The organism is Geobacillus sp. BMUD (genome assembly GCF_013096845.1).
Classification (GTDB): domain Bacteria; phylum Bacillota; class Bacilli; order Bacillales; family Anoxybacillaceae; genus Geobacillus; species Geobacillus vulcani.
Genome location: NZ_SDLA01000001.1, coordinates 232,339 through 258,446, shown reverse-complemented (window position 1 = coordinate 258,446; position 26,108 = coordinate 232,339). Strand labels below are relative to the sequence as shown.

24 protein-coding genes, 1 pseudogene and 1 other annotated feature are annotated in these 26,108 nt (G+C 55.6%); all 25 genes and pseudogenes read right to left on the bottom strand.

What is annotated here, in order from left to right; genetic code table 11:
• Position 1 precedes the first annotated feature (1 nt).
• The 25 genes and pseudogenes from nikB to sigE all read right to left on the bottom strand — a co-directional run bounded on the left by nikB (position 2) and on the right by sigE (position 26,074).
• The gene (gene nikB / locus ETC05_RS01260) at positions 2 to 943 is read right to left on the bottom strand and encodes a nickel ABC transporter permease (RefSeq protein WP_171660199.1); all 942 of its coding nucleotides are present in this window, start codon (positions 941 to 943) and stop codon (positions 2 to 4) included.
• Positions 944 to 947: 4 nt separating this feature from the next.
• Positions 948 to 2,477: pseudogene (nikA, locus tag ETC05_RS01255) on the bottom strand (nickel ABC transporter substrate-binding protein).
• A gap of 392 nt (positions 2,478 to 2,869) precedes the next feature.
• A complete protein-coding gene (locus tag ETC05_RS01250; RefSeq protein ID WP_171660198.1) occupies positions 2,870 to 3,028 on the bottom strand; it encodes a hypothetical protein in 159 nt (52 codons plus the stop codon).
• A 609-nt stretch (positions 3,029 to 3,637) separates the two neighbouring features.
• The gene (gene pyrE, locus ETC05_RS01245; RefSeq protein WP_171660197.1) at positions 3,638 to 4,261 is read right to left on the bottom strand and encodes an orotate phosphoribosyltransferase; all 624 of its coding nucleotides are present in this window, start codon (positions 4,259 to 4,261) and stop codon (positions 3,638 to 3,640) included.
• Positions 4,258 to 4,977, bottom strand: a complete 720-nt coding sequence (gene pyrF / locus ETC05_RS01240; RefSeq protein ID WP_171660196.1) for an orotidine-5'-phosphate decarboxylase — start codon at positions 4,975 to 4,977, stop codon at positions 4,258 to 4,260. The genes pyrE and pyrF overlap by 4 nt, the downstream gene beginning before the upstream one ends.
• Positions 4,949 to 5,890, bottom strand: coding sequence for a dihydroorotate dehydrogenase (locus ETC05_RS01235; protein ID WP_171660195.1), 942 nt, complete (start codon positions 5,888 to 5,890; stop codon positions 4,949 to 4,951). Before ETC05_RS01235 ends, pyrF begins: the two co-directional genes overlap by 29 nt.
• A complete protein-coding gene (locus ETC05_RS01230) occupies positions 5,887 to 6,660 on the bottom strand; it encodes a dihydroorotate dehydrogenase electron transfer subunit (protein ID WP_031410509.1) in 774 nt (257 codons plus the stop codon). The genes ETC05_RS01235 and ETC05_RS01230 overlap by 4 nt, the downstream gene beginning before the upstream one ends.
• Positions 6,657 to 9,854 carry a carbamoyl-phosphate synthase large subunit gene (gene carB, locus ETC05_RS01225; RefSeq protein ID WP_171660194.1) on the bottom strand — a complete coding sequence of 1,066 codons (3,198 nt, stop codon included), beginning with the start codon at positions 9,852 to 9,854 and terminating at the stop codon, positions 6,657 to 6,659. Before carB ends, ETC05_RS01230 begins: the two co-directional genes overlap by 4 nt.
• Positions 9,847 to 10,941, bottom strand: a complete 1,095-nt coding sequence (locus tag ETC05_RS01220) for a carbamoyl phosphate synthase small subunit (protein ID WP_171660193.1) — start codon at positions 10,939 to 10,941, stop codon at positions 9,847 to 9,849. Before ETC05_RS01220 ends, carB begins: the two co-directional genes overlap by 8 nt.
• Position 10,942: 1 nt before the next feature.
• Positions 10,943 to 12,226 carry a dihydroorotase gene (locus tag ETC05_RS01215; RefSeq protein WP_171660192.1) on the bottom strand — a complete coding sequence of 428 codons (1,284 nt, stop codon included), beginning with the start codon at positions 12,224 to 12,226 and terminating at the stop codon, positions 10,943 to 10,945.
• Positions 12,189 to 13,115 (bottom strand): aspartate carbamoyltransferase catalytic subunit, encoded by a 927-nt coding sequence (locus tag ETC05_RS01210; RefSeq protein WP_171660398.1) that lies wholly within the window; start codon positions 13,113 to 13,115, stop codon positions 12,189 to 12,191. Before ETC05_RS01210 ends, ETC05_RS01215 begins: the two co-directional genes overlap by 38 nt.
• Before the next feature lie 172 nt (positions 13,116 to 13,287).
• Positions 13,288 to 14,586: a solute carrier family 23 protein gene (locus ETC05_RS01205; protein ID WP_171660191.1), complete on the bottom strand. Its 1,299-nt coding sequence runs from the start codon at positions 14,584 to 14,586 to the stop codon at positions 13,288 to 13,290.
• Positions 14,587 to 14,734: 148 nt separating this feature from the next.
• Positions 14,735 to 15,274, bottom strand: a complete 540-nt coding sequence (gene pyrR, locus ETC05_RS01200) for a bifunctional pyr operon transcriptional regulator/uracil phosphoribosyltransferase PyrR (RefSeq protein WP_031410515.1) — start codon at positions 15,272 to 15,274, stop codon at positions 14,735 to 14,737.
• Positions 15,275 to 15,544: 270 nt separating this feature from the next.
• Positions 15,545 to 16,459 carry an RluA family pseudouridine synthase gene (locus ETC05_RS01195; RefSeq protein WP_031410516.1) on the bottom strand — a complete coding sequence of 305 codons (915 nt, stop codon included), beginning with the start codon at positions 16,457 to 16,459 and terminating at the stop codon, positions 15,545 to 15,547.
• Positions 16,460 to 16,951 (bottom strand): signal peptidase II, encoded by a 492-nt coding sequence (gene lspA / locus ETC05_RS01190; RefSeq protein ID WP_171660190.1) that lies wholly within the window; start codon positions 16,949 to 16,951, stop codon positions 16,460 to 16,462.
• 84 nt (positions 16,952 to 17,035) lie between these two features.
• The gene (gene ileS, locus ETC05_RS01185; protein ID WP_171660189.1) at positions 17,036 to 19,810 is read right to left on the bottom strand and encodes an isoleucine--tRNA ligase; all 2,775 of its coding nucleotides are present in this window, start codon (positions 19,808 to 19,810) and stop codon (positions 17,036 to 17,038) included.
• Between the two features lie 54 nt (positions 19,811 to 19,864).
• Positions 19,865 to 20,084 (bottom strand) — a binding site (T-box leader).
• 97 nt (positions 20,085 to 20,181) lie between these two features.
• Positions 20,182 to 20,694: a DivIVA domain-containing protein gene (locus tag ETC05_RS01180; protein ID WP_011230635.1), complete on the bottom strand. Its 513-nt coding sequence runs from the start codon at positions 20,692 to 20,694 to the stop codon at positions 20,182 to 20,184.
• Positions 20,695 to 20,772: 78 nt separating this feature from the next.
• Positions 20,773 to 21,546 (bottom strand): YlmH family RNA-binding protein, encoded by a 774-nt coding sequence (locus ETC05_RS01175; RefSeq protein WP_031410519.1) that lies wholly within the window; start codon positions 21,544 to 21,546, stop codon positions 20,773 to 20,775.
• A gap of 107 nt (positions 21,547 to 21,653) precedes the next feature.
• Positions 21,654 to 21,926 carry a YggT family protein gene (locus tag ETC05_RS01170; protein WP_011230633.1) on the bottom strand — a complete coding sequence of 91 codons (273 nt, stop codon included), beginning with the start codon at positions 21,924 to 21,926 and terminating at the stop codon, positions 21,654 to 21,656.
• A gap of 3 nt (positions 21,927 to 21,929) precedes the next feature.
• A complete protein-coding gene (locus ETC05_RS01165) occupies positions 21,930 to 22,358 on the bottom strand; it encodes a cell division protein SepF (protein WP_011230632.1) in 429 nt (142 codons plus the stop codon).
• Positions 22,359 to 22,371: 13 nt separating this feature from the next.
• Positions 22,372 to 23,046 (bottom strand): YggS family pyridoxal phosphate-dependent enzyme, encoded by a 675-nt coding sequence (locus ETC05_RS01160; protein ID WP_031410520.1) that lies wholly within the window; start codon positions 23,044 to 23,046, stop codon positions 22,372 to 22,374.
• A complete protein-coding gene (gene pgeF / locus ETC05_RS01155; RefSeq protein ID WP_171660188.1) occupies positions 23,043 to 23,867 on the bottom strand; it encodes a peptidoglycan editing factor PgeF in 825 nt (274 codons plus the stop codon). The genes ETC05_RS01160 and pgeF overlap by 4 nt, the downstream gene beginning before the upstream one ends.
• Before the next feature lie 247 nt (positions 23,868 to 24,114).
• Positions 24,115 to 24,357 carry a YlmC/YmxH family sporulation protein gene (locus tag ETC05_RS01150; protein ID WP_025039063.1) on the bottom strand — a complete coding sequence of 81 codons (243 nt, stop codon included), beginning with the start codon at positions 24,355 to 24,357 and terminating at the stop codon, positions 24,115 to 24,117.
• A 97-nt stretch (positions 24,358 to 24,454) separates the two neighbouring features.
• Positions 24,455 to 25,234, bottom strand: coding sequence for an RNA polymerase sporulation sigma factor SigG (sigG, locus tag ETC05_RS01145; RefSeq protein ID WP_011230628.1), 780 nt, complete (start codon positions 25,232 to 25,234; stop codon positions 24,455 to 24,457).
• Positions 25,235 to 25,354: 120 nt separating this feature from the next.
• Positions 25,355 to 26,074, bottom strand: coding sequence for an RNA polymerase sporulation sigma factor SigE (gene sigE / locus ETC05_RS01140; protein ID WP_025949771.1), 720 nt, complete (start codon positions 26,072 to 26,074; stop codon positions 25,355 to 25,357).
• Between the last annotated feature and the right edge of the window lie 34 nt (positions 26,075 to 26,108).

Genomic DNA, 26,108 nt, shown 5'->3' with positions numbered 1-26,108 from the left:
TTCATCGCCTCTCGACCTCTTTTAAGCGAATCTCAGGGTTTACATATCGATAGCCGACGTCGACGCATCCGTTGATAAAGACCATGACAATCGAAATGAATAAAATCGAACCTTGAATGACGGGATAATCGCGGCGGATAATCGCATCGACAACGAGCTTCCCCATGCCCGGGTAAGAAAACAGCACTTCCACTACAACCGTTCCTCCGAGCAGACTGCCGAGACTCATGGCGAACACGGTGACAACAGGCATTAAAGCGCGGCGGAACACGTGAAAGAAGAAGATGCGCCATTCGTGAATCCCCCGCGCCCTCGCTGCCCTCACATATTCCTCGTGAAAACTTTCTAGCAAACTAGCGCGCAACAGACGAACATAGACGGCGGCCATGGCGATGCCAAGCGTCAGCGACGGCAACACGAGATGCTTGATCGTTCCCTTTCCCATGCTTGGCAGCACTCCAAGTTTCACGGCAAACAGCTCAATGAAGAGAAGCCCCAGCCAAAAGCTCGGGACGGATGAACCGACAAGCGCGAATAGACGGCTCGCGTGATCGACCCACGTATGTTGATAAATGGCCGCTAACGTTCCAAGCGGAACAGAAATCGTAATCATTACGATTAAAGAGGCGGCCGCCAGCATCATCGTATCTGAAAAACGGGCTACTAATTCGCTCAATACCGGTTTGTTCGTAATATAGGAATGGCCGAAATCAAACTGAAAAAAACGCTGCAGCCAATGCCAATACTGCACAGGCAACGGCTCATCAAACCGCAATTCCCGCCGCAACGCCTCGATTTGCTCTTGCGTCACCGGCATCTCATCCACTTGCAGCATCCGCTTCACAGGGTCGCCCGGCGCTAGCTTAATAAATATGAAACTGATAAACGAAAGTACGAGGAAAAATACGAGAAGCTCCGCAAACCGTTTAACAATCGGCATCATTGCATCAATCCACATCCAAATCTTTCGTCAGCATGTAATATTCGCTTTTGCTCGTCACCCAATTCCGCACCCCTTCCCGGTATGCGACAATAATATGAGGATGAACGATAAAAGAGTGAAGCATTTCCTTGTCGATCATTTGCGCCGCTTTCTTCGCGATTTCATTTCGCTCGTCCATATCGACCGTTTTGTTCAATTCAGAAATGACGGCTGTTAAGGCTGGATTGTTCACGCCCGCATAGTTGAGCCCGCCATTGGGCATATAGTTCGCGTTCAGGAAGTACGCCGCATCCCCGCGCGGTGCGGTTAAACTGCTGTATGTAGCGAGATCCCAGTCATCGTTGCCCGCCAAATATTCATCGATATTTTCCACTTGTTGAATAGCGATGTCGATTCCAATCTTCTTCGCGTTCGCCTGTACCATTTGCGCAATGATCGGAAGCTCCGGACGCGACGCATACGTTAACAGCCTGAGCTGAAGGGCTTTTCCGTCTTTCGTCAACTTTCCGTTTTCCACACGGAAGCCCGCTTTCGCCAAGTATTGCTTTGCCGTCTCGAGGCCGCTCGCCTTCGCTTCATATGACGGCGCAAACGGATAATCAGGCAAGAAAGGACCGTTCGCCTCTTTAGCGTAACCGGCCAATACGTGATCGACGATCTCTTGGCGGTTGATTAATGCATCAATCGCTCGCCGCACATTCACATCTTTCATATAGGGCCGCTTCATGTTAAACAACAGTTGGTGCGTGCGCAAACTTGGAACAGATTCAACATGCACTTTTTCCTGTTTTAACTGTTCGACATGTTCAACAGGCGGCCGGAAAATAATGTCGGCTTCTCCTGATTTCAGCGCCATCACCCGCGCATTTGCATCTTCATTAAATGCAAATGTCGCCGCATCGAGTTAGGCTTTGCCGTTCCAATAGTCATCGAACCGCTCCACTTTCAGCGCCGTTCCCGGCTCAAAAGAAGCGACGCGAAACGGCCCAGTGCCAATCGGCTTTTCCGCTGCGTTCGGCGCTTCAACATCCATAATGGCCGTGTTCGGATGCACAAGCTCCGACGGGAATTGCGGGAATACGTCTTCTGTTTGAATCGTTAACACGTGGCCGTTCGCTTCCATGCGGCGAATCTTTAACGCCGCTTTCACGGCCGGATTGTCCTTCACCGCCCGCTCTAATGATGCTTTTACTGCTTCGGCATCGACGTTTTTGCCATTATGGAACGTGACACCGTCGCGAATGTAAAACGTCCAATTTTGCCCATCTTTGCTCTCCCACCGTTCAGCCAGCCACGGCTCTATTTTCAGTTCCTCGCTGACTTTTACGAGCGTCTCTCCGACTCCGGCTCGCACCGCCGTGTAATTGCTGTCTAATGCCGGATCGATCGTGGCTGTCGAGAAGTTAAACAACAAGGTCAGTTCTTTTTTCGTTGCATCCCCCTTCTTCTCTCCTTCATTCGCAGAAGAGAGCGAGCAACCGAACAACAGAAGCACGAACCATAAAGGAAGCATGCTTTTTAAAAACCGAAACATGAGTTTGCCCTCCTTGTAAAACGTAATGATTACTATTTTCAAATTAATACTACACAATTTTTCCTCATGTGTAAATACAATATTGAAAACAAGAAAGGCAAACTTCAACGAGTTTCCGTTGAAACCCAATGCTCTAAAAGGCTGGTGATTTAAGGGAGCAGGCCGCTTCCCGACCTCGTTTCTCAAATAGAAAAGCTCTATCACATCGGTATCGCCTTTCACACGCTCCCCCATTGCTCAAGAGAAACAACCGTTTTTCACCAAACCTTCTAAAACTTCCGCCGCAACATCTCGGCTGGGACTTTTTTCAATGTTCGGGATCCGGCGTCGATTCCGTAGCATAAAACATCCCACCGCTATGGGGAGCGGCGGGCTCTATTCGTTACCGCGCGTTATTTCACCTGTAAGACAATGGAGCCCGGCAGCCAGTCATGCCGAATCACCATGATCAGCTGTTCCGCGCTCTTTGGCACCTCAAACGTCAACAGCACTTGCGCTTTCCCGGGCGCTTGAATTTCGAATTGACCGATCCAATTCTTGTTTTCTACCACCTCTATCTTTTTTGCTCATCTACAGTTCAATATTGCTTTTTTATTAGGTATGTTATCATCCAAAAAACACACGGAGTATACACAAATAGAAATACATTATAGGCTATTTCTGGCTCCGCCATATATATTATTTTATCTACTCCAAAACTGATTACCCAATATATTATTACGACAATAAAATAGGCTATGGCATGAAGGAGAAATGATATAACAACATTCCTTTGATTGAATCTTTGTAATACATAGTCTATAAGTAAAGAGATCGGTATACCGAATAAAATAACTAGCGGAAGCACACATACTATAGAGTAGAATAAGGACTTGATAAGAACCTCGAATAATCCCTCTACAATATTTAATTCGTTTGATAAGATTCCACCTTTGGACTCAATTAGATAACTGTAGATGAGCATTTTTAATTACAATAATTTCCATGCTCTAAGAGACAAACAGGGTACCTCCCATAGTCATCAAGTCTTCGCTAGTTCGAATGACTTTGGCCGTTCTATCGCCATTTCCGTCATCATCGGAAGCGACGGAAGTCCCGTTCGCCAATAACATATGACAAAAGCGCGAACCATCCTTTGGTCCGCGCTTCTTTCTTCTTGTCTATTTCCCCCACTCTTCCGGATTTTCCCGCCATTGCCGCAATGTCGCCAGGTCGTGTTCGCTGACGGCGCCAAGGCGGACGGCCGTTTCGATGAGTGTGTCGTAGTCGGTGAGGGTGTAGGCAGGCACATTCGCTTCGGCAAACGCCTGCTTCGCTTTTTCGAGTCCGTACGTGAAGATGGCGGCGACGCCAAGCACCTCGCAGCCTGCTTCTTTCAAGGCGCGCACGGTCGTGAGCGAGCTGCCGCCGGTCGAGATTAAGTCTTCGATGACGACGACGCGTTGGCCCGGTTCGGCTTTGCCTTCGATTTGCTTCCCTTTTCCGTGCGCTTTCGCTTGGCTGCGGACGTAGCACATCGGCAAACCAAGCCGCTCGCTCACCCACGCAGCGTGCGGGATGCCGGCTGTGGCTGTGCCGGCGATGAGGTCCGCTTCAGGAAAATGGGTGCGGATGAGGTCCGCGAGACCGTCGGCGATCAGGCGGCGCACGTCCGGATAAGCGAGCGTCAGGCGGTTGTCGCAATAAATCGGCGCTTTTAAGCCCGATGACCAAGTGAACGGGTCGTTCGGCCGCAAAGCGACCGCTCCTATTTCAAGCAGTTGGGCGGCAATGTCGTGTTTCATTCTCTCTCTCCTCCGTTCCATTCGTGCTGCAGGCGGGCGTACGCGGCAAGCGGGTCGGCGGCGCGGGTGATGCTGCGGCCGATGACGATGTAGTCAGAACCAAGCGCACGCGCTTCCCTTGGCGTGACGACGCGCACTTGGTCGTGCGCCGCATCATCGGCAAAGCGAATTCCCGGGGTGACGGCGAGAAACGCGGCGCCGCACCGTTCCTTGATGAGCGGCGCTTCGTTCGCCGAGCAGACGACGCCGTCAAGGCCGCTTTCTTTCGCCAACGCCGCGTAATGGCTGACCGTGTCGGCAAGCGGGCGGGAAATGCAAAGCTCTTCATGAAGCATGCGCTCGTCTGTGCTTGTCAGCTGGGTGACGGCGATGCAGCGCGGTCGGGCGGCGCCGCTTGGCGTACCGGCGTCAAGCCCTTCGATCGCCGCTTCCATCATGCGCCGGCCGCCGGCGGCGTGGACGTTCACCAAATCAGCGCCGACACGGGCGAGCCCTTTCATCGCCTGTTTCACTGTATTCGGGATGTCGTGCAGTTTTAAGTCTAAAAAGACGGCGTGCCCTTGTTCTTTGAGGAACGCGACGATGGACGGCCCTTCCTGATAGTACAGCTCCATGCCGACTTTCACAAACAGCGGCGTGCCGGCAAACGGCCGTAAAAACGATTCAACGTCTTGTTTCGATGGAAAATCAAGGGCGACAATGAACGGCGTGTGCACCGGTTTTCCATCTCCTTCCTGTACATTCGGAGATCCGATCAATCCCCAGCTCATCAAGCAGCGCCGGCAGTTCGTTGATGATCGTCGGGCAGACGAATGGATCGACGAAGTTGGCTGTTCCGACCGCGACCGCGCTCGCGCCGGCGTAGAAAAATTCGAGCACATCTTCCGCCGTTTGCACGCCGCCCATGCCGATGATCGGAATCGACACCGCTTGGCTCACTTCGTAAATCATGCGGATGGCGATCGGTTTGACCGCCGGGCCGGATAAGCCGCCGGTGCCGTTGGCCAAAATCGGCCGGCCGGTTTTCACGTCGATGCGCATGCCGACGAGCGTGTTGATCATCGTCAGGCCGTCAGCGCCCGCTTGTTCAATGGCTTTCGCCATCGCGACGATGTCCGTCACGTTAGGCGACAGCTTCACATACACCGGGACAGCCGACACTTCCTTGACAAGCCGCGTCAGCTCGGCGGCCACCTCCGGCACGGTGCCGAACGTGATACCGCCTTTTTTCACGTTCGGGCAAGAAATGTTGAGCTCCAAGGCATGGACGTTCGGCGCTTTGGAAATCGCGGCGGCTACCTCGACGTATTCTTCCATCGTCGAACCGGCGATGTTGGCGATGATCGGCACGTCAAACTGTTCAAGCCACGGCAGTTCTTCCGTCAGCACCTTGTCAAGACCGGGGTTTTGCAGGCCGATGGCGTTTAACATCCCGCCCGGCGTTTCCGCCACCCTTGGCGTCGGGTTACCAAAGCGCGGCTCTTTGGTCGTCGCTTTGATCATGATGGCGCCTAACACGCTTAAATCGTAAAACCGGGCGTACTCGCGGCCAAACCCGAAACAGCCGGAAGCCGGCATGATCGGGTTTTTGAGCGAAAGCCCCGGCAGTTCGACCGCCAGACGGTTCATAACACCACCTCCCCGGCCCGAAACACCGGACCGTCGCTGCATACTTTTTTATACGCCGTTTCGCTTCCCGGCACATGGCAGACGCAGGCGAAGCACGCCCCGACGCCGCAGCCCATCCGCTCTTCCAACGACAAGTACACCGGTCGGCCGCGGAACCGTTCATCGAGCGCCTTTAGCATCGGCTTCGGGCCGCAGGCGTACAACACGTCAAACTCGAGCGCGCGCGCTTCGATCACATCGGTGACGCGGCCCGCCGCCCCGTGCGACCCGTCATCGGTGGCGATATACGTCTCGCCGAACGCGGCAAATTTTTCTTCGTAAAAGACCGCCGCTTTCGTTTGGAACCCGAGCACGCTCACGACGTTCACGCCCCGGTTCGCCAGCTGTTTCGCCAGTTCATAGAGCGGCGGGACGCCGATGCCGCCGCCGACCAACAGCGCCCGGCCGCCCGCCGGCGCGGCTTCGAGCGGAAAGCCGTTGCCGAGCGGGCCGAGCACATCGACCGTGTCGCCCGGCTGTTTTTGCGCCAACAGCGCGGTGCCCTTCCCTTCCTGGCGGTAAATGATCGTGCATTGCCCCTGCTTGTGGTCGATTTGACAAAGGCTGAGCGGGCGGCGCAAGAGCGGATCGGCGGATGCGGCCACTTTCACATGAACGAACTGGCCGGGCTGCTTCATCTCTTGCACGAGGCGGCCTGCCAGCGTCAATTCATACGTGCGCTCGGCGATCAGCCGCTGGCTTGCGACCGTCATTTGTTCGCGGCCGATCATGACCGCACCAACCCTTCCGTCATCGCCGTTGTCGAGAACGTCATCGATTCGAGCACTTGCAGCATCGCCCGTGCGGTATCGAGCGACGTCAAGCACGGAATGCCGTTTTCGACCGCTTCGCGGCGGATGCGGAAGCCGTCGCTTTCCGGCTGTTTCCCTTTCGTCAACGTGTTGATGACGACTTGCGCCTTCCCTTGGCGGATGACATCCAAAATGTTCGGCGACGCCGAATGGATTTTATTGACGACCGTCACCGGGATGCCGGCCGCTTTCAGCGTTTCCGCCGTGCCGTTCGTCGCCAGCAGCTGATAGCCGATGTCCGCAAAGCGGCGGGCCAGCTCGACCGCTTCTTCTTTGTCTTTGTCCGCGACCGTCAACAGCACCGCCCCGTGCGGCTGGATGTGGATGCCAGACGCAACAAGTCCTTTATAGAGCGCTTTTTCAAACGTCACATCCTTACCGATCACTTCACCGGTCGATTTCATTTCCGGGCCGAGCGAAATGTCGACATTGCGCAATTTCGCAAACGAGAACACCGGCACTTTCACGTACACGCCTGGACGGACCGGGCGGACGCCGGTTTCATAGCCCATCTCAGCCAGCTTCGCCCCTAAAATGGCCTTAGTGGCGAGATTGGCCATCGGCACGCCGGTGATTTTGCTTAAAAACGGCACGGTGCGGCTTGAACGCGGGTTTACTTCCAACACGTAGACATCGCTTCCCGAGACGACGAACTGGATGTTTAAGAGCCCGACGATGCGCAGCCCGCGCGCCAGCCGGATCGTGTAATCCGCGATCTTATCGATCACTTCGACACTTAACGTTTGCGGCGGGTAGACGGCGATGGAGTCGCCGGAATGGACGCCGGCCCGTTCGATATGCTCCATAATGCCGGGGATTACGACCGTCTCGCCGTCGGAAATGGCGTCGACTTCGACTTCCTTGCCGGTGATGTAGCGGTCGACGAGCACCGGGTGCTGCGGGTTGACGCGCACGGCGTGCTCCATGTAATGGAGCAGCTCCTCACGATTGTACACAATCTCCATCGCCCGGCCGCCGAGCACGTACGACGGGCGGACGAGCACCGGATAGCCGATCTCTTCGGCGATGGCGACCGCTTCTTCGACCGAAACGGCCGTTTTGCCGGCCGGTTTGGGAATGCCGAGTTCGGAAAGCGCCTGTTCAAATTTGTCGCGGTCTTCGGCGCGGTCCAAATCCTCCAGCGTCGTCCCGAGCAAGCGGACGCCACGCGCCTCGAGTTCGGCCGCCAAATTGATCGCCGTCTGGCCGCCAAACTGAACGATGACGCCGACCGGCTTCTCAAGGTCGATGACATGCATCACGTCTTCGGCCGTCAGCGGCTCGAAGTACAGTTTGTCCGACGTGCTGAAATCGGTGGAGACTGTTTCCGGGTTGTTGTTGATGATGATCGCCTCATAGCCGGCCTGCTTAATGGCCCAGACGCAATGGACGGTTGCGTAGTCAAATTCGATCCCTTGGCCGATGCGGATCGGGCCCGAACCGAGCACGATGACGCTCGGTGTTTCCGTCACGATCGACTCGTTTTCCTCCTCATACGTGCTGTAGTAATACGGCGTTTCTGACGTGAACTCGGCCGCGCACGTATCGACCATTTTGTACACCGGCACGATGCCTTCCTGGCGGCGCAGCGCGTAAATGTCGCGTTCCGTTTTGTTCCATAATGCCGCCACTGCGGCGTCCGAGAAGCCGAGCGCTTTCGCCTTCCTCAGCGCGTCAAGGTCGCCCGGACGGTTTTTCAAGACCGTTTCCATCTCAATGATGGTTTCGATTTTATGCAAGAAAAAGCGATCGATTTGGCTCCATTCATGCAACGTGTCGACCGTCACCCCGCGGCGGAGCGCTTCAGCGATGTAAAAGAGCCGTTCATCGCCCGCTTTGCGGATCCGTTTTTCGATCACGTCGTCGGTGGCGGTGTCCGCCTCTTTTAATGCGAGATGGTGGACGCCGATCTCGAGCGAACGGACCGCTTTTAACAGCGATTCTTCAAACGTCCGGCCGATCGCCATCACTTCGCCGGTCGCCTTCATTTGCGTGCCAAGGCGGCGGTTCGCCGATTCGAATTTGTCAAACGGGAAGCGCGGAATTTTCGTCACGACATAATCAAGCGCCGGCTCAAAGCAGGCGTACGTTTTCCCAGTGACCGGGTTGATCATCTCATCGAGCGTCAGCCCGACAGCAATTTTCGCCGCCAGTTTCGCGATCGGGTATCCGGTCGCTTTGGAGGCGAGCGCCGACGAGCGGCTGACGCGCGGGTTCACTTCGATGACGTAATAGCGGAAGCTGTCCGGGTCGAGCGCCAGCTGGACGTTGCAGCCGCCTTCGATGCCAAGGGCGCGGATGATTTTCAAGGACGCGTTGCGAAGCAGTTGGTATTCGCGGTCGCTTAACGTCTGGCTCGGGGCGACGACGATCGAGTCACCGGTATGGATGCCGACCGGGTCGATGTTTTCCATGTTGCAGACGACGATGGCGTTGTCGTTGGCATCGCGCATCACTTCATACTCGATTTCCTTATAGCCGGCGATGCTCCGCTCAAGCAAGCATTGGTGCACCGGGCTCATTTTCAAACCGGTCGAAACGATGTCGATCAGTTCTTGTTCGTTCGTGCAAATGCCGCCGCCCGTGCCGCCGAGCGTAAACGCTGGGCGGACGATGACCGGATAGCCGATCTGTTCGACAAACGCATACGCCTCTTCCAGGCTGTGGATAATGGCGCTCTCCGGCACCGGTTCACCAAGCTCGTTCATGAGGGCGCGGAACTGTTCACGGTCTTCCGCCTTTTCGATCGCCTCGAGTTTCGTGCCAAGAATTTCGACGCCGCACTCTTCAAGCACGCCGGCCTTGGCCAGCTCAACCGCCAAGTTGAGGCCCGTTTGGCCGCCGAGCGTCGGCAAAATCGCATCCGGCCGCTCTTTGCGGATGATGCGGGCGACAAACTCAAGCGTCAGCGGTTCCATATACACTTTATCGGCGATTTCCGTATCGGTCATGATCGTCGCCGGGTTCGAGTTGACGAGAATGACTTTATAGCCTTCTTCTTTCAAGGCGAGACACGCTTGCGTCCCGGCGTAGTCAAACTCGGCTGCCTGACCGATGACGATCGGGCCGGAGCCGATGACCAAAATCGTTTCGATGTCGCGGCGTTTAGGCATGGATGACTTCCCCTTTCTTGTTGAACTCGCGGATGAGCGCCAAAAACTCGTCAAACAGCGGATTGGCATCTTCCGGCCCTGGCGACGCTTCCGGATGGTATTGCACCGTAAACGCCGGGAAATCGAGATGGCGCAGCCCTTCGACTGTGCCGTCATTCAAGGCGACATGCGTCACTTCGAGGCGGGTGCCGGCGAGCGACTCATGCGTCACAGCGTAGCCATGGTTTTGCGACGTAATGGCCACTTTGCCGGTGCGTAAATCTTTCACCGGATGGTTCGAGCCGCGATGGCCGAATTTCAATTTTTCCGTATTCGCCCCGCACGCCAAGGCAAACAGCTGATGGCCGAGGCAAATGCCAAAGAGCGGCACTTTGCCCAAAATCCCGCGAATCATGTCGATCGCTTCCGGCACGTCTTTCGGGTCGCCCGGACCGTTCGAGAGCATCACCCCATCCGGATGCCAGCTTAATACTTCTTCGGCAGTCGCATTGTACGGCAAGACGATGACATCGCAATGGCGCTTGTTCAGCTCGCGCAAAATGCCGTGCTTCATTCCAAAATCGATCAAGACCACGCGCTCGCCGCGCCCCGGGCTCGGATAGGCACTTTTCGTCGAGACGCGCCGCACTTGGTCGCGCGGCCACTCCATCGCCCGCAGGTGGGCCGCCGCTTCCGCCGGATGGACGTCCAAGCCGCAAATCATCCCTTTTAGCGTTCCGTGCTGGCGAATGAGGCGCGTCAGTTTGCGTGTATCGATGCCGGCCAGCCCCGGGATGTCTTTTTCTTTTAAATAGTCATCGAGCGTCATTTCGCCGCGCCAGTTGGACGGCTTTATGCACGCCTCTTTCACGATGAATCCGTGCACGTACGGGCGAATCGCTTCAAAGTCATCGCGGTTGATGCCGTAGTTGCCGATCAACGGATACGTCATCGTCACGATTTGTCCGCAATACGACGGATCGGTCAAAATTTCTTGGTATCCGGTCATGCCGGTGTTAAACACGACTTCCCCGGTCGTGTCTTTCAAGCTGCCAAACGCTTCGCCAACGAAAAACGAACCATCTTCTAAAATCAGCTGCCGCTTCATGTCATGCCCTTCCTTTCTCCCATGCGATTGTTCCGCCGACCAACGTCATCACCGGCCAGCCTTGGCATGCCCAACCGGCAAACGGCGTATTTTTTCCTTTTGAAGCAAACGTCTCTGGATTGATCGTTTCTTCCGTTTCCAAATCAATGACCGTCAGATCGGCCGGCGCCCCGACTTCAAGCCGTCCGGCGTCAAGGCCAAAGCATTGCGCCGGCTTGATCGTCAGCCAATCGATGAGCTGTTTCAACGTAACGAGGCCCGTTTTAACCAAATGCGTATATAAGAGCGGAAACGCCGTTTCCAATCCGACGATGCCAAACGGCGCCGCCTCGATCCCTTTTGCTTTTTCCGCCGCCGTATGCGGTGCGTGGTCGGTGGCGATCAAATCGATCGTCCCATCGAGCAGGCCCTCGATCAATGCCTCGCGGTCCGCGCGGCTGCGCAGCGGCGGATTCATTTTGTAATTCGCATCCAGCCCCGGAATGTCCTCATCGCACAAGAGGAGATGGTGCGGCGTCACTTCGGCGGTGACGCGGATGCCGGCCCGCTTCGCATCGCGGACGACGCGCACCGATTCTTTCGTGCTGATGTGGCAGACGTGATAATGGCATCCGGCTGCTTCAGCAAGCAGCACATCGCGGGCGATGTGCACCGCCTCGCAGACGGACGGGATGCCAGCAAGCCCATATCGGCGGGCGAAATCGCCGTCATGCACCGCGCCGCCGTTTTTCAATGTATCGTCTTCGCAGTGAGCGACGATCGCCATATCGAGGGCCGCGGCCCGTTTCATCGCTTCGAACATCATCCCGGCCGACTGGACGCCGACGCCGTCATCGGTAAAGGCGAACGCCCCCGCTTCTTTTAACGCCGCAAAATCGGTCAGCTCTTCCCCTTTTTGCCCGATCGTAATCGCCGCATACGGCAGCACATGGACGTGCGCCGTCTCGCGGATGCGGCGCGAAAGCCACTCCATCTGTTCTTTCCGATCCGGCACCGGATTCGTGTTCGGCATGGCCGCCACCGTCGTAAAGCCGCCTTTGGCCGCGGCGAGCGTGCCTGTTTCAATCGTTTCTTTCGCTTCGCCGCCCGGCTCGCGCAAATGGACGTGCACGTCAATCAACCCGGGGGCGATCAGCTTTCCTTGAACGTCCACCACGTTCCCTTCCCCGTCGACCGGCAGCTCCCGGCCGATGGCGGCGATGCGTCCGCCCTCGATTTTCACATCTGTTGGCACGAGCTTCCCTTCTTTATTGAACGACATGCCATGTTTCAACCATACGGCCATGTTCGATTCTCCCTTCCATCGCCCGTTTTAAGACCGCCATCCGCACGTAGACGCCGTTTTCCATTTGTTTGAAAATGCGCGACGGTTTCGCTTCGACCAGCTCGCTCGCGATTTCGACCCCGCGGTTGACCGGCGCCGGATGCAAGATGATGGCGCCCGGCTTCATCCGCCGCGCCCGTTCGAGCGTCAGCCCGTACCGCACGTGGTACTCTTCCTTCGTCAGCCCCATGGCTTCGGCGTGGCGCTCGTGCTGAATGCGCAGCAGCATCACGACATCAGCGCGGACGATGGCCTCATCGATTTCCATGTATGTCCCGTACGGATTCGCATCATCTTTCCATTCCGGAGGGCCGGAAAACAACACGTTGGCGCCAAGTCTTGTCAATGCTTCTGCATTGGAGCGGGCGACGCGGCTATGGCGGATGTCACCGATGATCGCCACCGTCAGCCCGGCAAACGTCCCGAACTCTTGGCGAATCGTGAGCAGATCGAGGAGCGATTGGGTCGGATGGTGCCCGCAGCCGTCGCCGGCGTTGATGATCGGGATGCCAACCGCATGACGGAGCGCTTCGAAATAGGCATCTTCGTGATGGCGGATGACAACGGCGTCAACACCGATCGCTTCCAGCGTTCTTACCGTGTCGTACAGCGTTTCCCCTTTTTGCACGCTCGAGCGTTCCGGGTCAAACGGAATGACGTGAAGCCCGAGTCTCCGTTCCGCCATCTCGAAGCTGCATTTCGTGCGCGTGCTCGGCTCGAAAAACAAATTGGCGACATACATTGGCGCCGCCGGACGCCACCGGCGCCCGCGACGGAACGATTCCGCTTCGTCAAGCAAGCGGTTGATGTCGGCAAGCGGCAGTTCGCTTAACGTGAGCAGATGGGTCATCGGTTGGGTCATCGGTCTCTCTCCCTTTTCGTTTTTGATAAAAAAACACCTTGCCAGCGAGGCAAGGTGTGATGATGGGCACCCGGTGGAGCCGAGGGCAGACTCCGGCCCGGTGCGCTTCGTTTCACACCTTTTTAAGCCTCACGGGACTTAATTAAAAGGTGCTGTTCGATTAAGCGACATGGTCGTTTTTTTCTTCTTCAAACATGTTTTCCACGGCTGACGGCCGCCCCGGCAGCACTAAATTGAGCAGGACGCCGGCAATCGCTGAGAGCGCCATTCCCGTGATTTGGAAGCTCTCGCTGATTTTGAGCACCGCGCCGCCGATGCCGATCACTAAGATGACCGAGGCGATGACTAAATTGCGCGTTTCGCCGAAATCCACGCGGCTGTCGACCAACATGCGCAAGCCGGACGAGGCGATGATGCCAAACAGCAGGATCGAGACGCCGCCCATGACCGGCGTCGGAATCGAGCTGATCAGCGCCGTAATTTTGCCGACGAAGCCGAAAGCGATCGCGATGACCGCCGCGCCAGCCAGCACATAGACGCTGTACACCCTTGTGATGGCCAGCACACCGATGTTTTCCCCGTACGTCGTTTTCGGCGGCCCGCCAAGCAAGGCGGAAATCATCGTCGCCGTGCCGTCGCCTAAAATCGAGCGATGCAACCCGGGCTTTTGGATGAGGTCGCGGCCGACGACTTTGCTTAGCACAAGCTGATGGCCGATGTGCTCCGACAAGGTGACGATCGCCACCGGCACCATGAGCATGACGATCTGCGCCGTGACGTGCACCGGATAGTCGACAAACGGGATGAGGAAATCCGGCCATTCAAACCATTTCGCCGCCGCCACTTTCGACAAGTCAACCAGTCCGACGGCGAGGGCGTAAACATAGCCGAAGACAATGCCGACAAGCACCGGAATCAGGCTCAACATGCCGCGCGCCAGCACCGAGCAAATGATCGTGGCGGCAAGCGTCACCAATGCAACGGAAAAGTGGAGCAGACTGTATTTGCCGTCCGGGCCGTTCATCGCCATCCCGACCGCTGTGCCGGCTAAGCCGAGGCCGATGACGATGATGACCGGGCCGACGACAACGGGCGGCAACAGCTTCATCACCCAGCGGTAGCCCGCTTTTTTAATGATGAGAGCGACAATGCCGTACACCAATCCGGCGAGGAAGCTGCCAATCATCGCCGCCCCCGGGCCACCGGCCGTTTTCGCTGCAATGATCGGCGCGATGTAGGCGAACGATGAACCGAGATACGCCGGCACTTGCCATTTCGTGATGAGCAAAAACGCCAATGTCCCAAGCCCGCTCGTGAGCAAGGCGATCGACGGATCCAACCCGACCAAATACGGCACCAAAATCGTCGCCCCGAACATCGCAAATAAGTGCTGCAAGCTTAATGTCACCCATTGCCCGACCGTCGGGCGGTCTTGAATATCCAACACCGGTTTGTTCATGTTCTCCGCTCCTTTCGCCTGATCAGCGAATGTATGTGCACAAAAAAACCTCTTTGGCCCGCGAAGGCACAAAGAGGGTGCAGAAACAGCCGAAACCATTCCGCCCCTTTGGCAGCCTCGCGGGACTGCGCTTAAAAGGGAGCTTGCGCTATTTTTCATGAATCGATACTTGATCGACGCCATCGACTTCGGACAGTTCGACGACAATCATTTCCGCGCTCGAGGTCGGGATGTTTTTGCCGACGAAATCGGCGCGGATCGGAAGTTCTCGATGCCCGCGGTCGACCAACACGGCGAGCTGGATGCGCGCCGGGCGGCCCAAGTCCATAATGGCATCCATTGCCGCCCGCACCGTCCGGCCGGTAAACAGCACGTCATCAACCAAAATCACTTTTTGTTCGCTGACCGGAAACGGTACGTTCGTTCCTTTGACAAGCGGCTCATGGTCATCCGTTTTCACCGTCAAATCGTCGCGGTACAGCGTAATATCGAGTTCGCCGACCGGAATGGGCGCCCCTTCAATTTGCTCGATCCGCTCAGCCAGGCGGCGCGCCAAGTAAATGCCGCGCGTTTTGATGCCGACCAGCACACAGCCGTCAATGCCTTTGTTCCGTTCGATGATTTCATGGGCGATGCGCGTCAACGCGCGGCGAATCGCCTGTTCATCCATTACAACCGCCTTTTGCATTCCGTCCACCTCCTCCAACCGGGCCTGCCGCTCTCATGCATCGGCGCCAGCCCTCGGATTCGTCCAATGGTCGATGACGTTTTGCTCGCGTTTTCCTGTTTGCACAAAAAAATCCCCCGCCTGTGAAGCGGGGGGTGCGGCCCATCATGTTTCAAAAAACGGGCATACGCTGCCTATCTCTTGTTGATCCGACCCCTTTTCAGCCTCACAGGACTGAACTTAAAGGTTCCTGTTCACCTGTTCTCATTGTAAAGGGAGCGTGTTCGTTTGTCAATCGTTTTTTCGCAGCCATTCGAGCAGCTCGGCAAACTCCGGCGGCAACGGCGCTTCAAATTCCAAATAGTCGCCGCTTCGCGGGTGATGGAAGCCAAGCACCCCGGCATGAAGCGCCTGACCGTCGATCGGGAGCGTCTTTTTCGGCCCGTATTGCGGGTCGCCGGCGAGCGGGTAGCCGATATATTTCATATGGACGCGAATCTGATGCGTCCGTCCCGTTTCCAGCTGGCATTCGACATACGTATATCGGCGAAACCGCTCGAGCACGCGGAAATGAGTGACGGCTTCTTTGCCGTTTTCTTCGGTGACCGCCATTTTTTTTCGGTCGCGTTTGTCGCGGCCGATGGGAGCGTCGATCGTGCCGTAATCATGCGGAATGACGCCATGGACGATCGCCTTGTAGCGGCGCGTCACCGTTTTGTTGACGAGCTGCTCAACAAGCGAGCGATGGGCGGCATCATTTTTCGCCACCATCAACAGCCCTGATGTATCTTTGTCAATCCGGTGGACGATGCCGGGGCGCAGCACGCCGTTGATGCCGGATAGGTCGCGGCAATGGGCGAGCAAAGCGTTCACCAGCGTGCCGCGCATATGCCCGGGCGCCGGGTGGACGACCATGCCGCGCGGTTTGTTGACGACAAGGACATCCTCGTCCTCGTAATAAATGTCGAGCGGAATCGGCTCTGGCTCCACATGAAGCGGCTCCGGCTCCGGCGGCGAGATGGCGACCGAGTCGCCCGCTTCACATTTGTAATTCGCCTTCACCGTGCGGCCGTTGACCGTCACGAGCCCGTTTTTGATCCATTGCTGCACTTGCGAACGCGACCATTCGTCATTCAGCGCCGCAATCACTTTATCAATCCGCTCGCCGTCATATTCGTCTTCGATGTGAAATGTAATCGTGTCCATCTACTCATTCCCTTTCTCTGGTGTCGCGAAAAAAAATAGATGAATAAACAGCAAGATGACGCCGACTGTCAGCGCCGAGTCGGCGATATTGAACACCGGAAAGCTGTACGTGCCGATGTACGTATGAATAAAGTCGACCACTTCTTTCCGGAATACGCGATCGATAAAATTGCCGATCGCCCCGCCGAGCATCAGCCCAAGCCCCACGCCGGCCAGGCGCTCGGAAGGCTTCAGGCGGCGGATGTAAATCACGATCGCCGCCACGACGATCACCGTAATCAAATAAAAGAGCCAAAACTGCCCTTCCAGCATGCCCCATGCCGCTCCGCGATTGCGGTGCGACGTAATGTAGAGCACGTTGTCGATGATCGGGATGCTTTCCCCAAGTCGCATATAGCGGACGACAAGCCATTTCGTCCATTGATCGAGAATGATGACCGCTGCCGCAATCCAATAGTATGCCACCGTGCCAAGTCCCCCTGTCCTTCTCATTCATCCTTTTTGCATTGTAGCATAATTCGCCATGGCAAACAAATGAAGCGGCAAGGCCGCCCCAAGGCAGCCTGCCGCTTTTCGCTACGCGGAATAATGTTCGTTCACAATGTGCGCACAACGCGGGCAAAGCGTTGGATGCGATGGATCGGCGCCGACTTCTTTCGTCACCGTCCAGCACCGCTCGCACGTCTCGCCTTCGGCCGGGCGGACGAGGACCGCCACATGGGTAAGCCGTTCGGCTTCCGCCGGTGCGGCGTCGTACGGCTCATCGGCGATCGAAAAGGCAGAGACGATGAGGAGCTGGCGCAAATCAGCGTCGAGCGACGCCAACAGCTTGCGCGCCTCGTCTTTCGGATAGATGGTGACGCTTGCTGTCAGCGATTTGCCGATCACTTTTTCATTGCGGGCGTTCTCGAGCGCTTTGAAAATATCATCGCGCACATCCATAAACGCATCCCATTTGGCCAACAGCGCTTCTTCGCCATCGATGGCGATCGGCTCCGGCATGTCGGTGAGCTGGACGCTTTCGACGTTTTCTCTCCGGTTCGGGATATGCTCCCACACTTCATCGGCCGTGTGCGGCAAAATCGGGGCGATGAGCTTCGCCAACGCGACAACCGTCTCGTACAGCACTGTCTGCACGGCGCGGCGGGCGCGCGAATCAGCCGCTTCGATGTACAAAATGTCTTTTGCCATATCCAAATAGAACGCGCTCAATTCCACGGTGCAAAAATGGTTCATCTCATGATAGACGGCGGCAAAATCGTAGCTGTCATACGCCTTTTTCACTTTGGCGATCAGCTTGTTCAGCTTTGCCAGCATATAGCGGTCGACTTCGCCAAGCTCCCCAACCGGAACGGCGTTTTGGTTCGGATCGAAGTCGAACAAATTGCCGAGCATAAACCGGAACGTGTTGCGGATTTTCCGGTACACTTCCGACACTTGTTTCAAAATATGATCAGAAATGCGCACGTCGGCCTGATAGTCGACCGAGGCGACCCAAAGGCGCAAAATGTCGGCGCCAAATTGTTCCATCACTTTCGCCGGCACGACGACGTTGCCGAGCGATTTGCTCATTTTCCGCCCCTCGCCGTCTAAAACGAAGCCGTGGCTCAACACCTCTTTATACGGTGCTTTGCCGGTAACGGCGACCGCCGTCGACAACGACGAGTTAAACCAGCCGCGATATTGGTCAGACCCTTCCAAGTACAAATCAGCCGGACGCTGCAAATCATCGCGCTCGACGAGCACCGCTTGATGCGACGAGCCGGAGTCAAACCAGACGTCCATAATGTCCGTTTCTTTCGTAAAGATGCCGTTCGGGCTTGATGGATGGGTGAATCCTTCCGGCAATAAGTCTTTCGCCTCGCGCTCAAACCAAACGTTCGAGCCGTATTGGCGGAACAGGTTCGACACATGCTCGATCGTCTCATCGGTGATGATCGGCTCGCCATTTTCGCCGTAAAAGACCGGAATCGGCACACCCCAGGCGCGCTGGCGGGAAATGCACCAGTCGCCGCGGTCGCGCACCATGTTATGGATGCGGATTTCGCCCCATTCTGGCACCCATTTCGTTTCCTTAATGGCGTCAAGGAGCTGGCCGCGAATTTTATCAATCGAGGCAAACCATTGCGTCGTCGCCCGGAAAATCGTCGGCTGCTTCGTCCGCCAGTCGTGCGGATACGAGTGGGTGATAAAGCCGAGCTTCAGGAGCGCTCCGACTTCCTCAAGCTTTTGCGTAATCGCCTTGTTCGCTTCTTCATAAAACAGACCCGCAAACCCGGGCGCTTCCTCGGTCATGTAGCCGCGCTCATCGACCGGGCAGAGCACCGGAAGCCCATATTTTTGCCCGACGAGAAAGTCGTCTTCCCCGTGGCCCGGCGCCGTATGGACGCAGCCGGTGCCGGCGTCGGTCGTGACGTGCTCGCCGCAGACGACCAGCGAGTCGCGCTCGTAGAACGGATGTTGGGCGACCACGTATTCAAGCTCTTTCCCTTTGACCGTTTTGACGACGGACCACGACGCCCAGCCGACTTCGTTCGCCACTGATTCGGCCAAGGAGGCGGCGACAACGTATTTCTGCCGGTTTGCGTCGATGACATGGTAGTCCAATTCCGGATGAACGGCGATCGCCAAGTTCGCCGGAATCGTCCACGGCGTCGTCGTCCAAATGACGATCCGCACGTCGCCGTCCAGCACGCCTTTGCCGTCTTTCACCGGAAACGCCACATAAATCGACGGTGAGCGTTTGTCTTTGTATTCGATTTCCGCTTCGGCGAGCGCCGATTCGCTCGACGGCGACCAATAGACCGGCTTCAGTCCTTTGTAAATGAGCCCTTTTTTCGCCATTTCGCCGAACACTTTAATTTGTTGGGCTTCGTATTCCGGCTTGAGGGTGATATACGGGTTGTCCCAATCGCCGCGCACCCCGAGCCGCTTGAACTGCCGGCGCTGGTTGTCGATTTGTTCATACGCATACTGCTCACACCGCTTGCGAAACTCGGCGACGCTCATCGATTTGCGGTCGACGCCTTGTTTCGCAAGCGCCGTTTCAATCGGCAAGCCGTGCGTATCCCAGCCCGGCACGTACGGGGCGCAATAGCCGTTCATCGATTTGTAGCGGACGATGATGTCTTTTAGAATTTTGTTTAACGCATGGCCGATATGAATGTCGCCGTTGGCGTACGGCGGGCCGTCGTGCAGGACAAACAGCGGCCGGCCTTTCGTCCGCTCCTGCACTTTCCGGTAAATGTCCATGTCCTCCCATTTTTTTTGCATTTCCGGTTCCCGCTTCGGCAAGTTGCCGCGCATCGGAAACTCGGTTTTCGGCATGAGCAATGTGTCTTTGTAATCCATCGTTGCTCCTCCTTTGAACAATATAATTCCAAATAAAAAAACCGTTCTCTCCCGGCAAGGGACGAGAACGGTCTCGCGGTACCACCCTTTTTGGCCATGCAAAGGCACAGGCCCACTTTTCATTCGTAACGGGAATGACGCGCCATGTCCTACTCGTTGTTTCGGCATGGAACTCCAGGGTGATGTTCACTCTTGCGCCGATGCCGGGCTTCCACCATCCCCGGCTCGCTGCGACCGGTCGTGCAAGAGCTACTGTCCCTTTCATCGTCCATGGTTATTCGCAATTCATAACGGAAAAAAGCCAACCGCCTCCCACGGCGGCTGATGCGGCGATTTTTGCCAACTATTATAACTGAAAGGCCTTCGGTTCGTCAAGGCTGTGACAGCGGTTCTCTCGCCCCTTCTTCCAAATCCGGCGCCTCATACTCCATCAACTCGTCCCAATCGCGGCTGTTGATCATATCGAGCTGGGCCTCGACCAACATGCGGAAACGGGCGCGGAACACTTTCGACTGCCGCTTCAGCTCCTCGATCTCGAGGGCGATTTTCCGCGATTTCGCCAATGCATCGCTGATGATGCGCTCGGCGTTTTTTTCCGCCTCTTTAATGATCAGCTTCGCCTCTTTTTGCGCATTCCGCTTCACTTCTTCCGCTGCTTCCTGTGCAACAAGAATCGACTTATTGAGCGTCTCTTCAATGTTCGCAAAGTAGTTCAGCTTTTCCGTCAGTTCGGCCACTTTTTCTTCTAGCTGCTTTTTTTCACGGATGAGCATTTCATAGTCTTTAATGACTTGATCGAGAAACTCGTTCACTTCGTCTTCATCATACCCGCGAAACCCGCGGCTGAATTCCTTGTTGTGAATATCCAATGGCGTCAACGGCACAACGGCCACCTCCGTCTCCATCATTCCTTTTCTTCACTTTCATTCGACACGGTTTGCCGATTTCCTGCCGTCATTTGCTTATTTTTGTCGGCCGATCTGAACGAGCCAGCGCTCTTTTTTCGTCGGCCCTTCCACCGAAAACAGCTTACAGCGGCCAAAACCGCGCGCCGACAGGACATCGCCCGGTCCGCAGAGGAAATCCGGCTTGTCCACCACCTTCCAGTTGACTTTGACAAGCCCGCTTTCAACAAGCGCACGCGCTTTCTCGCGCGCAAGGCGAAACGCCTGAGCGAGCACAGCATCGAGCCTTAGAGAAGACACCGTGACCGTTCCTTCCTCCCACGTTTCAGCAAGCGGCATGGCAGCCGACAGCGGCAGCGGCTCCAACGCCACCCGGGCTTTGCCGATCGTTTCGACATGCAGACGAACATAGTCGGCGACTTCGGCAGCAACAAAAAACTGAATTTCTCCATTCCGAACGAGAATATCGCCAAACTTGCCGCGCCGCAAGCCAAGCGACATCAGCGCCCCCAACACGTCGCGATGTTCAAGGGAAACGAATTTCGCCGGATAACGAACCGCAAAAAGCGCGATCTCATAATCGTTTTCCTCCGGCGCAAAATATGGCGGATAGAGCAGCCCCCGCTTCCGCTCGACAGACGAAGCCCCTCCAAAAAACGAGACGCGCACGTCCCCGCCGTTGCCGATGAGGCTTTGCACGATTTGCTGCTCGCGCGGATCGAGAAAATCGGTCAACTTCGGAGCGTACTGACGGCTCACCATCTCCTTCCACTCGAGCACTTGATCAATGAACGGATGTTCTTCTTTGCGAAAATGCTGATACAGCTCCACTCAACGTCACCTTGCTTTCATAGAAGAAAGGAACCCACAACGGATTCCTGCCTGTGAGTTCCGCCCTTCCGGACAGAGAGCGGCGGCGCCATGCGCACAAAACGAAACTAAAACTGCGACTGAAGAATGTCAAACAGGGCGTGAAGACCTCTTGTCGCAAATTCAAGGACGATAAACGCAACGATCGGGGAGACGTCAATGATGCCAAGCGGCGGAATGACGCGCCGAAACGGCTCCAAATACGGCTCGCAAATGGCGGCAAGCATCTGTCCAAACCGCGTTTCGCGCGCATTGGGAAACCACGACATTAAAATATAAATGATCAGCGCATACGAGTACACTTGAATCACTGTCGTCAAAAACGTGAGTACATAATCCAACAGCTACCACCTCTTCATCGGTCTGTCATCCTCGCCGTCGAGCGAAATCGAGCCGCTGACGTCGACGTTTTCCGGGGTGCATAAAAAAATTTTCGTGCCGACTTGCTGAATGTCGCCGCCAATGGCGTACACCGTACCGCTTAAAAAGTCGACGATCCGCTTCGCCTGCTCATGCTGGATGCGCTGCAAGTTGACAATGACGGCGCGCCGGCTCTTCAAATGGTCGGCAATCTCCTGCGCCTCGGCATACACCCGCGGCTCAGCAAGCACCACTTTCGCCGATTTTTGCACACTTTGCAGGCTGACAACGTTCGCCTTGCCTGCCGTCTTCGGCAGCGCCTCTTCTTCCGGCTGTGGCGCCTCATATTCTTCTTCATAGTCTTCGTAGTCTTCTTCTAAAAAATAATCACGGAATTTTTTCATCAATCCCATCCGGTTTCACCTCCTACAATGATCCAACAAGCGCGCTCCCGATGCGCACAAACGTCGCTCCTTCCTCAATGGCAATCGTGTAATCGTTTGACATGCCCATTGACAGTTCGGTGCATGGCGCATGGGCCATTCCCATCGCCTGAACGTGTTCCTTCAGCACTCGCAATCGGCGGAAGCAAGCGCGCAATACCGCTTCGTCGTCCGTGTAAGGCGCCATCGTCATCAATCCGACGACTTCGATGCGCGAAAAGGCGCGAAGTTGTTCAATAAACGGAATCGTTTCTTCGGGGGCGAGCCCGTGTTTGGTCACTTCCCCGGACACGTTCACTTGCACAAAACATTTTACTGGCCGCACCGCCCGTTTTTCAATTTCTTTCGCGAGCGACAGACGGTCGAGCGAATGAATATAGTCGACCTTGTCGATGATATCCTTTACTTTGCGCGACTGGAGCGTCCCAATGAAATGCCACGTCGCTTGATTTCCGATCTGTGCATACTTTTCGATCAATTGGTCAGAGCGGTTTTCGCCGAGGTCGGCGATGCCGGCGTCAAGCACCTCCATCGCCCGCTCGGCATCGACATATTTAGTGACAGCCACAATGCGCACGCCGGCCGGATCACGGCCGACGCGGGCGCAGGCCGATTCGATTTCCCGGCGAATGGCCGCCAAGTTGTCGCGCACCGTCATGCCGTCTCCTCCCTTCGGCCGATAAACGCCAACATCCTTCCGGTCGTTCCGCGGTCGCGGCGATGGGAAAAAAACAACGCTTCCTCACAGCTTGTACAGCGTTCTGACACATAAATATGGCTGTTCGGAACGCCAGCCGCGATCAACTGAAGCCGATTGGCTTCCTTTAAGTCGAGCGCATATTGCCCAGGGCTTGTTTCCCGCCATGGCAACGGGCGATCCTTCGGAAGAGCCGCGCGCAAACCGGTGATCACCCGATCATCGACCGTGTAGCAACACGGACCGATAGCGGGGCCAATGGCGACATAAATGGCGCCTGGCTCAATCCGTTCCTGCTCCCGCCAACGCTGCACCATCTTTGGTGCAATCCCGCGCGCCGTTCCCCGCCAGCCGGCATGAACAAGACCGAACAGTCCAGCCGACGGCGCCGCAAAGTAAACGGGCACGCAATCAGCGAAACAAAGAGCCAACAACACTCCCGGCTCCGCTGTGTACAGCCCGTCAACGCCCGGAATGGCGGTGCCCCGATCATCGGTCCCTTTCCCGCGGTCGTGTTTGGTCACTTTCTGAATCTCGGCACCGTGCACCTGCTCGCAACACACCCAATGCTCAAGCGGAAAAACGAGCCATTCTCCGAGACGGCGACGATTGTTGACAACAGCCGTGCGATCGTCGCCGACGTGCAGCCCCATATTCAGCGAAGCGAACGGCCCTTTGCTCTCCCCGCCATGTTTCGTCGTCAATCCAGCGACGGCTCCAGCAAACGGAGGCGCACCGCAGCGGAGCCATCCGCGGGCTTCTTGTTGAAAAATGTCCGGCATTCGCGTCAACCTCACGCTGTTTTTTGTAGTTTTTTATCACTTTTTTTCCTATTCTATCATAGTTTGTTTGTCCATGATAACCTTTATTTATGATTTTGTCGAAACATTGCCGCGGAAATTGTCCAACCCCCATTGCCGCCCGAAAACCGCGCTGGCGGCATAGCCGATCTGCCCACGAAAAGCGGAAAGGTCTGCAACGTCGTCCTGCTGCGTTGCAAGCGACGGGGCCAATCGTTGCACCAGCCGTTTAATCGGAATCATGAAGGCGGACTAAAATCACATCGGCTCCGATCTTGACGATGTTCTGCCATGGAATGACGACCGCCTCTTCGCGGCCGAACAGCCCGAGCATCTTTCCAGCGCCTAAAATAATGAGCGAGCGGATTTTTCCAGTATCTAAATCAATATCAATGTCCCCAATATTGCCAAGCTTTTTCCCATTGGCTACATTGACGACATCTTTCGTCTGAAATTCAGAAATTCTCATCACGGTTTTTCTCCCCGCCTTTCCTCTCTCCCTCTTTTTCATCTATATGAAGCCAAATGTGCAGTTATGTGCCAAAGAAAAAGGCTGCACCTGCAGCCTGTCACACTTGGATGTTTTTATTCATTTGCCGGATTGCCGCTTTTTCGAGCCTAGACACTTGCGCTTGGGAAATGCCGATTTCCTCGGCTACTTCCATTTGTGTCTTTCCTTGGAAAAATCGTTTGCGGATAATCATTTTTTCCCGCTCATTCAACCGCCGAAGCCCTTCCTTCAAGGCGATTTCTTCGATCCATTGGCTGTCGCGGTTGCGTTCATCGCTCAGCTGGTCCATCACGTAAATGGGGTCGCCGCCGTCGTTATAAATCGGCTCAAACAACGAAACAGGATCTTGAATGGCATCGAGGGCAAAAACCACTTCCTCATGGGCGACGCCGAGTTCTTTGGCAATTTCCTCGGTTGACGGTTCTTTCGCCGTCTCGCTCATGAGCCGCTCTCGCACTTGCAACGCTTTATAGGCGATGTCGCGCAGCGAGCGCGAAACGCGGATCGGGTTGTTGTCGCGCAAATAGCGGCGGATTTCGCCGATGATCATCGGCACTGCGTAAGTGGAAAACTTCACGTTTTGATTGAGGTCAAAATTATCAATCGATTTCATAAGTCCGATGCAGCCGACTTGAAACAAATCATCGACAAATTCGCCTCGGTTGTTGAAGCGCTGAATGACGCTCAACACGAGGCGCAAGTTGCCGTTTACTAATTTCTCTCTCGCCTCCAAATCCCCCTCATGCATCCGTCGAAACAGTTCACGCATTTCCTCATTTTTGAGGACGGGAAGCTTCGAAGTGTCTACGCCGCAAATCTCGACTTTGTTCCTCGTCAAGTTGTTCCCTCCCATCAGGAGATGCTAAGTCGTCAGTTTTCAGTATCTCCTTGGAAGGGAAAAATATGCACAGCCTGTCCGACGCGGAAAAAACGGCGGAATTTCGCTTCCGCCGCCCGCTTACATCATTTTATTGAATTCTTTGCGCAACCGTTTAATGATCCGCTTCTCCAGACGCGATATGTACGATTGCGAAATGCCGAGCAAATCAGCAACGTCTTTTTGCGTCTTTTCTTCGCCGCCGGAGAGGCCAAAGCGCAATTCCATAATTTGCTTTTCGCGGTCACTCAGCTGGCGCAAGGCGTTGAGCAGCAAGCGCCGGTCGACATCCGCTTCCAAATCTTTCGTAATCACGTCGTCTTCCGTGCCTAACACGTCGGAAAGCAACAGCTCGTTGCCATCCCAATCGATATTGAGCGGTTCATCAAACGACACTTCTGCCCGCACTTTGTTGTTGCGGCGCAAATACATTAAAATTTCGTTTTCAATGCAGCGCGACGCATATGTCGCCAGCTTGATCTTCTTCTCTGGGTTGAATGTGTTGACCGCTTTAATGAGGCCGATCGTTCCAATGCTGATCAAATCTTCAATGTGAATGCCGGTGTTTTCAAACTTGCGGGCAATATAGACGACAAGACGCAAATTGCGTTCGATCAAAAGCGATCTCGCCGTGTCATCACCGGCGGCGAGCCTGGCAATCAGCTGCTCCTCTTCTTCTTTTGTCAGCGGCGGCGGGAGCGCTTCACTGCCTCCGATATAATAAATTTCATCCGCCTTCAGGCCAAGCTTGGCCAAAAGCTTATACAGCCAGTACATGAAGCGAAGTTTCCATTTTTTCATGAAAATCCCCCTTCTAAACGGATCAAAAGTGAGT

Bases quoted from the DNA above. Each gene is read 5' to 3' on its own strand.
- ileS (WP_171660189.1), bottom strand. From the start codon at position 19,810: ATGGATTACAAAGACACATTGCTCATGCCGAAAACCGAGTTTCCGATG.
- ETC05_RS01165 (WP_011230632.1), bottom strand. From the start codon at position 22,358: ATGGGATTGATGAAAAAATTCCGTGATTATTTTTTAGAAGAAGACTAC.
- ETC05_RS01230 (WP_031410509.1), bottom strand. From the start codon at position 6,660: ATGATCGGCCGCGAACAAATGACGGTCGCAAGCCAGCGGCTGATCGCC.
- ETC05_RS01195 (WP_031410516.1), bottom strand. From the start codon at position 16,459: ATGGACACGATTACATTTCACATCGAAGACGAATATGACGGCGAGCGG.
- ETC05_RS01210 (WP_171660398.1), bottom strand. From the start codon at position 13,115: ATGACCCATCTGCTCACGTTAAGCGAACTGCCGCTTGCCGACATCAAC.
- ETC05_RS01205 (WP_171660191.1), bottom strand. From the start codon at position 14,586: ATGAACAAACCGGTGTTGGATATTCAAGACCGCCCGACGGTCGGGCAA.
- pyrE (WP_171660197.1), bottom strand. From the start codon at position 4,261: ATGAAACACGACATTGCCGCCCAACTGCTTGAAATAGGAGCGGTCGCT.
- carB (WP_171660194.1), bottom strand. From the start codon at position 9,854: ATGCCTAAACGCCGCGACATCGAAACGATTTTGGTCATCGGCTCCGGC.
- ETC05_RS01160 (WP_031410520.1), bottom strand. From the start codon at position 23,046: ATGACGGTGCGCGACAACTTGGCGGCCATTCGCCGGGAAATCGAATCG.
- pyrR (WP_031410515.1), bottom strand. From the start codon at position 15,274: ATGCAAAAGGCGGTTGTAATGGATGAACAGGCGATTCGCCGCGCGTTG.
- ETC05_RS01235 (WP_171660195.1), bottom strand. From the start codon at position 5,890: ATGAACCGTCTGGCGGTCGAACTGCCGGGGCTTTCGCTCAAAAACCCG.
- ETC05_RS01215 (WP_171660192.1), bottom strand. From the start codon at position 12,226: ATGGCCGTATGGTTGAAACATGGCATGTCGTTCAATAAAGAAGGGAAG.
- pgeF (WP_171660188.1), bottom strand. From the start codon at position 23,867: ATGCCGGACATTTTTCAACAAGAAGCCCGCGGATGGCTCCGCTGCGGT.
- sigE (WP_025949771.1), bottom strand. From the start codon at position 26,074: ATGAAAAAATGGAAACTTCGCTTCATGTACTGGCTGTATAAGCTTTTG.
- lspA (WP_171660190.1), bottom strand. From the start codon at position 16,951: ATGAGAAGGACAGGGGGACTTGGCACGGTGGCATACTATTGGATTGCG.
- ETC05_RS01220 (WP_171660193.1), bottom strand. From the start codon at position 10,941: ATGAAGCGGCAGCTGATTTTAGAAGATGGTTCGTTTTTCGTTGGCGAA.
- nikB (WP_171660199.1), bottom strand. From the start codon at position 943: ATGATGCCGATTGTTAAACGGTTTGCGGAGCTTCTCGTATTTTTCCTC.